We start from the raw sequence: 1676 nt of genomic DNA, 5'->3' as shown, positions 1-1676 counted from the left end.
TTCGATCATGACACGCCGGCTCCCAGCGCGGGGCGGCCGCCGCTGACCAGCAGCCGGCGCAGCCCCATCGACAGAAGGAGATAGACGATCGTCACCACGAAATACGTCTCGAATGCGCGGAAGGTGCGCGCCTGCAGCATGTCGGCCTCGTAGGTCAGTTCGCGCACCGCGATCTGCGACACCACGGCGGACTCCAGCATCATGATGATGATCTGGCTGGTCAGCGCCGGATAGATCACCTTGAGCGCCTGCGGCAGCACGATCTTGACGAACACCTGACGTGGCCTGAGCCCAAGCGCCAGTGCTGCTTCCGTCTGCCCGCGCGGCACCGCGTCGAGCCCGGCGCCGACGATCTCGATCGTGTAGGCCGCCATGTTGAGCGTCATTGCCAGCATGGCGGCCAGCAGCGGATCCAGCGTTATGCCGATGCTGGGCAGCCCGAAGAAGATGAAGAACAGCTGCACCAGGAACGGCGTGTTGCGCATCACCTCGACATAGACGGCAATGGCCCGCTTGAGCAGCACGGGGCCGTTTCGCCGCCCAGCCGCGCCGAGGATGCTAAGCAGCGTCCCGGCGAGGGTGGTGATGACGATCAGCAGGATCGTCGTGCCTGCACCGCGCGTGATCGCGCCCGCGGCACCGGCAAGCCAGCCGAAGTCCAGGTTATAGCCCATGAGGATAGGTCCTGACCCTTAAGCATTTTGGGGCTAAATGCGGCAAGACAAACGGTAGAGCGGTGCCGGTTCCAGGAGAACCGGAGCCGCTCTGGAGGTCAATCCTTGAGGTTGTCGGGATTGAGCGGCGTCTTGAGCCAGGCCTTCGAGCTTTCGTCCAGCTTGCCGTCGGCCAGCATCTTGGCGACCGCGTCGTTGACCGCCTGCTTCAGGCGGTCCTCGTTCTTGTTGAGGCCGATATGCGAGGGCGAGGTGAGAAGCTGGAATTTCTGCTCCGGCTTCAGTGCCTCCTGGCGGGCGAGCACCTGGGCGCCGACATCGTTGCCGACGACCATCAGCTGGGTCTGGCCCGAGATGAAGGCCTGGATGACGGAATTGTAGTTGTCGAAACGGCGAATGTCGGCCGAGGCGGGTGCTGCCTCGGTAAGTGACGTATCTTCCAGCGTGCCGCGGTTGACGGCGATCGACTTGTCGGCGAGGTCGTCCTTGCCTTCGACCTTCAGCGCGGCCGGGCCGATCACGGCGATATAGTAGGGTGCGTAGGCGGCGGCGAAATCGATCACCTGCTCACGCTCCTTGGAGTAGCCGACGCTCATCAGGACATCGACGCGCTTGTCGGTAAGATACGGAATGCGGTTCTGGCCGGTCACGCTGACCAAATTGAGCTTGACCTTGAGCTGGTCAGCGATGAACTGCGCCACGTCGATGTCATAGCCCTTGATGCTCATATCGGCGCTGGCCGAGGAGAAGGGCGGAAAGTCCGAGAAAATGCCGACATTGATGGCGCCGGCCTTGGTGATGTCGTCGACCGCGTCGGCATTGGCGGCCTGGGTGGCAAGACCAAAGCCGGCGAGCATCAGCACGCCGGCGATGGATGATTTGAGCTTCATATGAAGTGCCATTGTCGTTCCCCTGCTGGAAGCTTGTTTGTTTTGAAAGCGGCCGCCGGCTCCAGCGCGGCGCTCGCCTTGGAACTTCTGATTGGACCATGATCTGTAGGTC

2 protein-coding genes are annotated in these 1676 nt (G+C 62.4%); both read right to left on the bottom strand.

The genetic code is table 11. The features are described from left to right. Positions 1-5: 5 nt before the first annotated feature. Complete coding sequence (locus EOA86_RS33605) at positions 6-674, bottom strand: amino acid ABC transporter permease (RefSeq protein ID WP_128345477.1); 669 nt, start codon at positions 672-674, stop codon at positions 6-8. Positions 675-772: 98 nt separating this feature from the next. After that, on the bottom strand, positions 773-1576 hold the full coding sequence (locus EOA86_RS33600; RefSeq protein ID WP_128345475.1) for a transporter substrate-binding domain-containing protein: 804 nt from the start codon (positions 1574-1576) through the stop codon (positions 773-775). Positions 1577-1676: the final 100 nt, after the last annotated feature.

The organism is Mesorhizobium sp. M5C.F.Ca.IN.020.32.2.1 (assembly GCF_004023105.1).
Taxonomy (GTDB): Bacteria; Pseudomonadota; Alphaproteobacteria; order Rhizobiales; family Rhizobiaceae; genus Mesorhizobium; species Mesorhizobium wenxiniae.
This window is presented reverse-complemented; position numbering and strand designations above follow the sequence as displayed.

Coding starts and splice junctions, on each gene's coding strand:
- EOA86_RS33605 (WP_128345477.1), bottom strand. CDS start 674: ATGGGCTATAACCTGGACTTCGGCTGGCTTGCCGGTGCCGCGGGCGCG.
- EOA86_RS33600 (WP_128345475.1), bottom strand. CDS start 1,576: ATGGCACTTCATATGAAGCTCAAATCATCCATCGCCGGCGTGCTGATG.